Annotated in this window: 7 protein-coding genes; 6 read left to right on the forward strand and 1 reads right to left on the reverse strand. The window is 60.8% G+C overall.

Annotated features, from left to right (window positions below):
* Positions 1–9: 9 nt before the first annotated feature.
* Positions 10–750 carry a two-component system response regulator OmpR gene (gene ompR, locus L8H52_RS29935; protein ID WP_064388985.1) on the reverse strand — a complete coding sequence of 247 codons (741 nt, stop codon included), beginning with the start codon at positions 748–750 and terminating at the stop codon, positions 10–12.
* A 358-nt stretch (positions 751–1,108) separates the two neighbouring features.
* On the opposite strand from ompR, the gene L8H52_RS29940 reads away from it, so the two are divergent.
* From L8H52_RS29940 to tauC, 6 genes are all read left to right on the forward strand, one after another.
* Positions 1,109–3,433: a Tex family protein gene (locus L8H52_RS29940; RefSeq protein WP_105706172.1), complete on the forward strand. Its 2,325-nt coding sequence runs from the start codon at positions 1,109–1,111 to the stop codon at positions 3,431–3,433.
* Entirely contained in the window at positions 3,433–3,816 is a 384-nt protein-coding gene (locus tag L8H52_RS29945) for a PaaI family thioesterase (protein WP_053116527.1), read from the forward strand. The genes L8H52_RS29940 and L8H52_RS29945 overlap by 1 nt, the downstream gene beginning before the upstream one ends.
* 269 nt (positions 3,817–4,085) lie before the next feature.
* The gene (gshA, locus tag L8H52_RS29950; protein ID WP_242210114.1) at positions 4,086–5,669 is read left to right on the forward strand and encodes a glutamate--cysteine ligase; all 1,584 of its coding nucleotides are present in this window, start codon (positions 4,086–4,088) and stop codon (positions 5,667–5,669) included.
* Positions 5,670–6,125: 456 nt separating this feature from the next.
* Positions 6,126–7,103: a taurine ABC transporter substrate-binding protein gene (tauA, locus tag L8H52_RS29955; protein ID WP_242210115.1), complete on the forward strand. Its 978-nt coding sequence runs from the start codon at positions 6,126–6,128 to the stop codon at positions 7,101–7,103.
* Positions 7,104–7,119: 16 nt separating this feature from the next.
* A complete protein-coding gene (gene tauB, locus L8H52_RS29960; protein WP_242210116.1) occupies positions 7,120–7,914 on the forward strand; it encodes a taurine ABC transporter ATP-binding subunit in 795 nt (264 codons plus the stop codon).
* Positions 7,911–8,738 (forward strand): taurine ABC transporter permease TauC (gene tauC / locus L8H52_RS29965; protein ID WP_242210117.1); only part of this gene is annotated, 828 nt, incomplete at its 3' end. The genes tauB and tauC, both read left to right, overlap by 4 nt.

An 8,738-nucleotide genomic window follows, 5' to 3' on the forward strand; every position in this document is an offset into this window, starting at 1 on the left:
AATCACCGATCACTTGGTGGCGGCACCATCGGGTACGAACACGTAGCCCACGCCCCAGACGGTCTGGATATAGCGCGGTTTCGACGGATCAGGCTCGATCATGCGGCGCAGACGGGAAATCTGCACATCGATGGAACGCTCGAGGGCATCCCACTCGCGGCCACGGGCCAGGTTCATCAGTTTGTCGCGGGTCAGCGGCTGACGCGCGTTCATCACCAAGGCCTTGAGTACCGCAAACTCACCGGTGGTGAGCATGTGCACTTCGTCGCCGCGCTTCAGTTCGCGGGTGGCCAGCGACAACACGTAATCACCGAAAGTGACGTTTTCGTCTTCGCTGCCCGGTGCGCCCGGTACGGGTGCAGCCTGACGACGCAGGACGGCTTTGACCCGGGCCATCAGCTCGTCCGGGTTGAACGGCTTGGCCAGATAGTCGTCAGCGCCCAGTTCCAGACCCTTGATACGGCTCAGCTCGTCGCCTTTGGCGGTGAGCATGATGATCGGAATCTGGTTGTTGGCGCCACGCAGGCGGCGGCAAGCGGTCAGACCGTCTTCGCCGGGCAGCATCAGGTCGAGAACGACCAGATTGAAAACTTCACGCGACAGCAGACGATCCATCTGCTCGGTGTTCGGTACGGTACGGGCACGGTAGCCCTTGCTGACGAAAAAACGTTCCAGCAGGCTGCTAAGGCCCGGATCGTCGTCAACGATGAGAATTTTTTCGCCTTCAGCAGTTTGTGCAGTGCTGCTCATTGGATGCTCCTTTTAGCTCGGCGCGCATTATGGCGTAGCTGCCGTTATACGCACCGTGTGCATTGTTAGCAGATTTTTCCTTCACTGCCAGAAAACCGGGGTTTATGCCTACAGACTGCAACACCCCCGAATGACAGAACGCTGGTTATAATGCGCGGCGTTTTGTGCCAGGCAACGTCTGAATCGTTACCGCAGGTGGCAGGCTTTTTTTCCTGTCGTGCGCAGTAATTGTTCGATTTCACGGGTCAACGGGCTGCCTTTTGACCCAGGCAGCGGCAATTTTCTAGCCGCTCAACCAGACTCCGGGCCTTTATTTGCGCGCCTGAGAGCCTGCTTTCACAATATGTCAGGTGGTTTTATGGACAGCATCAACAGCCGCATTGCCGAGGAACTCGGTGTACGCCCACAACAGGTCGAAGCGGCCGTCGCGCTACTCGATGAAGGCTCTACCGTTCCCTTCATCGCCCGTTACCGGAAAGAAGTCACCGGCAGCCTCGATGACACCCAGTTGCGTCATCTGGAAGAGCGTCTGCGCTACCTGCGAGAACTCGACGAACGGCGCATCAGCATCCTCGCCAGCATCGAAGAGCAAGGCAAACTCACCCCTGCCCTCGAGCGCGACATCAAACTCGCCGACACCAAGACCCGCCTCGAAGACTTGTACCTGCCGTACAAGCAGAAGCGCCGCACCAAGGGCCAGATCGCCCTGGAAGCCGGCCTCGGCGACCTCGCGGATGGTTTGTTCAACGACCCGAACCTGGCCCCGGAAACCGAAGCTGCGCGCTTCGTTGACGCCGAAAAAGGCGTGGCCGACGTGAAGGCTGCGCTCGAAGGCGCCAAATACATCCTCATGGAACGCTTCGCCGAAGACGCCAGCCTGCTGGAAAAACTGCGTAACTACCTGAAACAGGAAGCGACCCTCAGTGCCCGCGTCATCGCTGGCAAGGAAGAGGAAGGCGCCAAGTTCCGCGATTACTTCGAACACGACGAACCGCTGAAAAGCATGCCATCGCACCGCGCACTGGCAATTTTCCGTGGCCGCAACGAAGGCATCCTCAGCTCCGCGCTGAAAGTCGGCGACGAACTGCCGGGCACCATGCACCCGTGCGAGGGCATGATCGGCCAGCAATTCAACATCCAGAACCAGAATCGCCCGGCCGACAAATGGCTCGGCGAAGTGGTGCGCTGGACGTGGAAGGTCAAGCTCTATACGCACCTGGAGACCGACCTGCTCGGCGAGCTGCGTGACGGCGCCGAAACCGAGGCGATCAACGTTTTCGCACACAACCTGCACGACTTGTTGCTGGCCGCGCCGGCCGGACCGCGCGCAACCCTGGGTCTCGACCCGGGCCTGCGTACCGGCTGCAAGGTTGCCGTGGTCGACTCGACCGGCAAATTGCTCGATCACGCCACGGTTTACCCGCACGTGCCGCACAACAAGTGGGATCAGACCATTGCCATTCTGGCGGCCCTGTGCGCCAAGCACTCGGTTGACCTGATCGCCATCGGCAATGGCACCGCCAGCCGCGAGACCGACAAACTGGCGATCGAACTGATCAAAAAATATCCAGCGATGAAAATGACCAAGGTCATGGTTTCCGAGGCCGGCGCATCGGTGTACTCGGCATCGGAACTGGCGGCCAAGGAATTCCCGGACCTCGACGTATCGATCCGGGGCGCGGTATCGATCGCCCGCCGCTTGCAGGATCCACTCGCCGAACTGGTGAAAATCGATCCGAAATCCATCGGTGTCGGCCAGTACCAGCACGACGTTTCGCAGCTGAAACTGGCGCGTGGTCTGGACGCTGTGGTCGAGGACTGCGTGAACGCCGTCGGTGTTGATGTAAACACCGCTTCGGTGGCGCTGCTGGCCCGAATCTCTGGCCTCAACGCAACGCTGGCGCAAAACATCGTCACTCACCGCGACGAGCACGGCGCGTTCAAAACCCGTGCGGCACTGAAAAAAGTCGCACGTCTGGGTGAAAAAACCTTCGAACAGGCAGCCGGTTTCTTGCGCGTGATGAACGGCGACAACCCGCTGGATTCGTCGGCAGTGCACCCGGAAGCCTATCCGCTGGTACAGCGCATCGCCGCTGAAACCGATCGCGACATCCGCTCGCTGATCGGTGATGCAGGCTTCCTCAAGCGTCTGGATCCGAAGAAATTCACCGACGAGACCTTCGGTCTGCCAACCGTCACCGACATCATTCAGGAACTGGAAAAACCGGGCCGCGACCCGCGTCCGGAGTTCAAGACCGCCGAGTTCCAGGAAGGCGTCGAAGATCTGAAAGACCTGCAACTGGGGATGATCCTCGAAGGCGTCGTCACCAACGTGACCGCGTTCGGCGCATTCGTCGACATCGGCGTGCATCAGGACGGTCTGGTGCACATTTCGGCGCTGTCGGAGAAGTTCATCAAGGATCCGCGTGAAGCTGTGAAGGCCGGCGACGTGGTGAAAGTGAAGGTCATGGAAGTCGACATCCCGCGCAAACGCGTCGGCCTGTCGATGCGCATGGGCGACACCCCGGGCGAGAAGATCGACGGGGCCCGTGGCTCGCGTCCGGGCTCGGCGCAACGCCAGCCTTCGAACAACGCACCACGCAAGGAAACCGCGACCGCTGCGCCAGTGAACAACGCAATGGCCTCGCTGTTCGCCAACGCCAAGCAGTTGAAGAAACGCTGATGGAGATTCCGGCCGGGCTCGTCGAGAGCGCGTTTTTCAAGCTGTTGGGCTGCCGCCTGCACAGCCTGGAAACCGGGGTGGCGCAAGTCGCCCTGGTGCTGGAACCGGAACTGCGCAATCGCGGCGGCAAATTGCACGGTGGCGCGCTGTTCAGTCTGGTCGACATCGCCATGGGGCTGGCCTGTTCCAGCACCCACGGCTTCGATCAGCAGAGCGCGACCATCGAGTGCAAGATCAACTATATCCGCGCCGTTTCCGATGGCGAGGTCATGTGCACCGCACGGGTTATCCACCCGGGCCGCCGCACGCTGGTGGTCGAAGCCGACGTGATGCAGGGCGACAAACTGGTCGCAAAAGCACAAGGCACGTTCGCTGTCCTGTAGCTAGACGCCATCAATTTGAGTTAATTTCGGCGCAACGAATCCTGTGGGAGCGAGCCTGCTCGCGAAGAGGGTGTATCAGCAATGCAGATGTTGGCTGACACACCGCCTTCGCGAGCAGGCTCGCTCCCACAGGGATTGTGCAGTTCCTGACTGACCGGCAAATGGCCTGCCGCTACAAAACCAGGCGAAAACGCCAGTTTCAACTTCACCCTTGTAGACCGTCCTGCCCACCCCCATATTGGGGCGACTGACGCGTGAAGGAATCCAAATTGAGCGAACTTCTCAACCGCCGCCTGGCTCTGCTCGGCGAGCGCGCTAACCTCTCTCTGCTCGAGCAGTGCCTGCACGGTATCGAACGTGAATGCCTGCGCGTGACCAGCGAAGGTCGCCTGGCGCAAACGCCGCACCCCGAAGCCTTGGGTTCCGCGCTGACCAACGAACAGATCACCACCGACTACTCCGAGTCGCTGCTGGAATTCATCACGCCCGCCCTGCCGGATCCGGCTGATACGCTGGCGAGCCTGGACAAGATTCACCGTTTTGCCTACAGCAAACTCGGCAACGAGTACCTGTGGAGTCCATCGATGCCGTGCCCGTTGCCGGCCGAGGAAGACATCCCGATCGCCTATTACGGTACCTCCAACATCGGTCAGCTCAAGTACGTCTATCGCAAGGGCCTGGCCCTGCGCTATGGCAAGACCATGCAGTGCATCGCCGGGATTCACTACAATTTCTCCCTGCCGGAACAGCTCTGGCCGCTGCTGCGCGAGACCGAAGGGTTTGTCGGCACCGATCGCGATTACCAGTCGTTTTCCTACATTGCGCTGATCCGTAATTTCCGTCGTTACAGCTGGCTACTGATGTACCTGTTCGGTGCCTCACCAGCGCTGGACGCCGGTTTCCTGCGCGGTCGTTCGCATCAACTGGAACAACTCGATCCGAACACTCTGTATCTGCCGTACGCCACCAGCCTGCGCATGAGCGACCTCGGTTACCAGAGCAACGCTCAGGCCGGTCTGACGCCGTGCTACAACGATCTGGCGAGCTACACCGACAGCCTGCGCAAAGCGGTGGCGACGCCGTACGCGCCGTACGTTGAAGTCGGCACGCACCAGGATGGCGAGTGGGTGCAGCTCAACACCAACATCCTGCAGATCGAAAACGAGTACTACTCCAACATCCGTCCGAAACGCGTGACCTACACCGGCGAGCGGCCGATTCAGGCGCTGGTGGCGCGTGGCATTCAGTACGTTGAAGTGCGTTGTCTGGACATCAACCCGTTCCTGCCGATGGGCATCGACCTCACCGAGTCGCGCTTCCTCGACGCGTTCCTGCTGTACTGCGCGCTGAACGACAGCCCGCTGCTGACCAACACCTCGTGCGGCAACGCCACGTCGAACTTCCTTAGCGTGGTCAAGGAAGGTCGCCGTCCGGGCCTGCAATTGCAGCGCGACGGTGAATCGGTGGAGATGAAGACCTGGGCGGCCGAATTGCTGGAGCAGATCGCCCCGCTGGCAGCGCTGCTGGATCAGAGCCATGGCGGCGATGCGCACAGCAAGGCGCTGGATGTGCAACTGGCCAAGGTCAGCGATCCGTCCCTGACACCGTCCGCGCAGGTGCTGGCGGCGATGGCTGAGCATAAGGAGAGCTTTGCGCAGTTCTCGTTGCGTCAGAGTCAGGCGCATGCCGAGTTTTTCCGTAGCGAGCCGTTGGCGGCGGATGAGCAGGCGAAGTTTGAGGAGTTGGCGCGTTCGTCGCTGGCTGCGCAGGCTGAGCTGGAGCAGAACGAGGTTGGGGATTTTGACGTGTTTGTCGGGTCGTATCAGGCGAGTATTTTGGCGATCAGCAACTAAACGTCGCTTGAAGAGCCCCTCACCCTAGCCCTCTCCCAGAGGGAGAGGGGACTGACCGAGTTGTTGATGCGAAGTACGCTGACGTGAAATACCGAGCCGAACTCAGGCCTTGAAAAGCACAGAGATCGGCCCCCTTCCCCCCTCGCCCCTCTGGGGGAGAGGGCTGGGGTGAGGGGGCAAAGATCTAACGTCGAACGAATAAATCCGCACCGCCCACAAACTCCCCCGCTTGATCGTACCCACGCTCCGCGTGGTAACGCCTCAAGGGACGCTCCGCGTCCAGGTGACGCGGAGCGTCACCAGCTGCATTCCCACGCAGAGCGTAGGAACGATCTGAGCCCCTCCTTAGATTTTTCCGCTCATAAGCTCATTCGAAAAAGTTATTTATTTACCGATTCTTAGATCATTTAGTCTCCTTTCACGCCGACACTCGGTCGCCTGATATGGAGCTGTTCAATGAGACTGAATTTCCCGCTTCGCCTGCTCGCCTTAGCCTCCCTGGCTGCCGCGAGTTTTCTGGCTCAGGCCGCCGACCTCACCGTCGCCTACCAAACCACCGTTGACCCGGCGAAAGTCGCCCAGGCTGACGGCGCTTACGAAAAAGCCACCAAAGCCGATATCGCCTGGCGCAAGTTCGACAACGGCGCCGACATCATCGCCGCCATCGCTTCCGGTGACGTGCAGATCGGCTATCTCGGCTCGAGCCCGCTGACCGCAGCGATCATGCGCAAAGTCCCGGTCGAAACGTTCCTCATCGCGACGCAGATCGGCGCTGCCGAAGCATTGGTCGCGCGCGACGGTTCCGGGATCAAGACCCCACAAGATCTGGTCGGCAAGAAAATCGCTGTGCCATTCGTGTCGACCGGTCACTACAGCCTGCTCGCCGCGCTGAAGCACTGGAACATCGATCCATCGAAAGTCACCGTGCTCAACCTCGCCCCGCCAGCGATCATCGCGGCGTGGAAACGCGGTGACATCGACGCCACCTACGTTTGGGATCCGGCGCTGGGCGTGGCCAAGGAAAACGGCAAAGTGCTGATCACCTCCGGCGAACTGGCCAAGTTCGGCGCGCCGACTTTCGATGCGTGGATCGTGCGCAAAGACTTCGCCGAGAAGCACCCGGAAATCGTCACCGCGTTCGCCAAGGTCACCCTCGACGCCTACGCCGATTACCGCAAAGACCCGAAAGCCTGGCTCGCCGATCAGTCCAACGTCGACAAGCTGGTGAAACTCTCCGGCGCCAAGGCCAGCGATATTCCGCTGCTGCTGCAAGGTAACGTCTACCCGCTGGCGGCTGACCAGGTCGTCAGCCTCGGCGCGCCGACCACCAAAGCCATCACCGACACCGCCGCGTTCCTCAAGGAGCAGGGCAAGGTCGAAGCCGTTCTGCCGGACTACGCGCCGTACGTCAGCGCCAAATACATCACCAACTGATCGGGAGTTAACCGCGATGGCCTTGCTACAGCTGGAGCGCATCAGCGCACAGTACCCGGGCAGCCCGACACCGGTGCTGGCGGATATTTCACTGACCCTGGGGCCTCAGCAATTGCTGGTCGCCCTCGGCCCGTCCGGCAGTGGCAAGACTTCGCTGTTGAACCTGATTGCCGGCTTCGTTGAGCCGAGCGCCGGGCGCATCACCCTCGACGGCGTGCCGGTCAAAGGCCCGAGCGCCGAACGTGGCGTGGTGTTCCAGGATGACGCTTTGCTGCCTTGGCAGGACGTGTTGGCCAATGTCGCATTCGGTCTGGAACTGGCCGGTGTCGCCAAAGACAAACGCGAAAAGATTGCCCGCGAGATGCTTGCGCTGGTTGATCTCTCCGGTTTCGAAAGCCGTCGGATCTGGCAGCTTTCTGGTGGCCAGAAACAGCGCGTCGGCCTCGCCCGCGCCCTCGCCGCTGACCCGCGTGTATTGCTGATGGACGAACCCTTCGGCGCCCTCGACGCGTTTACCCGCGAGCAGATGCAGGAGCTGTTGCTGCAAGTCTGGCAGCGCACCGCCAAGCCGGTTTTCCTGATTACCCATGACATTGAAGAAGCAGTGTTTCTCGCCACTGACCTGATTCTGCTCGCGCCGAATCCGGGGCAGATCGTTGAGCGCCTGCAGCTGGATTTCGGTCAGCGTTACGCCGCTGGCGAGTCCGCCCGTGCGATCAAATCCGATCCGCGTTTTATCGAAACCCGCGAACACGTGCTGAGCAAGGTGTTCTCGCAACGTAGCGCCGCACAACGGCAGGAGCGCGCATGAGCAGTTACGACGTTTCCTCGGCTGCGGTAAAACCCGCGACACCGTCGGTGGCGATTCCCGTACGCCGCAGCCTCAGCACCCGCTGGATCAGCCTGCTGACGCTGTTCGCGTTGTTGGCAATCTGGTGGGCCGTAACAGCCACTGGATTGATCGAGCCGCTTTTCTTGCCGCCACCGTCCGCCGTGCTGCAAAAAGGCTGGTTGCTGGCGACTACCGGTTACATGGATTCGACGTTGTGGCAGCACTTGGGCGCCAGCCTGAGCCGCATCGGTCTGGGCCTCGGTTTTGCGATCCTGACCGCCGTGCCGGTGGGCATTGCCATTGGGGCCAATCGCATCGCCCGTGGCGTGCTCGATCCGCTGATCGAGTTCTACCGCCCGATCCCACCGCTGGCGTATCTGCCGCTGATCGTGATCTGGTGCGGCATCGGTGAGTTGTCAAAAGTGCTGCTGATTTATCTGGCGATTTTTGCGCCGATTGCGATTGCTACCGCCACCGGTGTGCGTATGGTTGATCCAGCGAAATTGCGTGCGGCGCAGTCGTTGGGCGCGACGCGTTTGCAGCTGATTCGTCATGTGATTTTGCCGAGCGCCCTGCCGGACATTCTCACTGGCGTGCGCATTGGTCTGGGCGTGGGCTGGTCGACCTTGGTCGCGGCGGAACTGATCGCCGCCACCAGCGGCTTGGGCTTTATGGTGCAGTCGGCTGCGCAGTTCCTCGTCACCGATGTGGTGGTGCTGGGCATTCTGGTCATCGCCCTGATCGCCTTCGCCATGGAAATGGGCCTGCGCGCCCTGCAGCGCAAACTGGTGCCGTGGCACGGC

It is taken from the genome of Pseudomonas sp. CROZ-RG-20F-R04-15 (assembly GCF_022662375.1).
Classification (GTDB): Bacteria; Pseudomonadota; Gammaproteobacteria; order Pseudomonadales; family Pseudomonadaceae; genus Aquipseudomonas.

Excerpts from the sequence above, each read along its gene's own strand:
- tauA (WP_242210115.1), top strand. The coding sequence starts at position 6,126 with ATGAGACTGAATTTCCCGCTTCGCCTGCTCGCCTTAGCCTCCCTGGCT.
- tauB (WP_242210116.1), top strand. The coding sequence starts at position 7,120 with ATGGCCTTGCTACAGCTGGAGCGCATCAGCGCACAGTACCCGGGCAGC.
- L8H52_RS29945 (WP_053116527.1), top strand. The coding sequence starts at position 3,433 with ATGGAGATTCCGGCCGGGCTCGTCGAGAGCGCGTTTTTCAAGCTGTTG.
- ompR (WP_064388985.1), bottom strand. The coding sequence starts at position 750 with ATGAGCAGCACTGCACAAACTGCTGAAGGCGAAAAAATTCTCATCGTT.
- L8H52_RS29940 (WP_105706172.1), top strand. The coding sequence starts at position 1,109 with ATGGACAGCATCAACAGCCGCATTGCCGAGGAACTCGGTGTACGCCCA.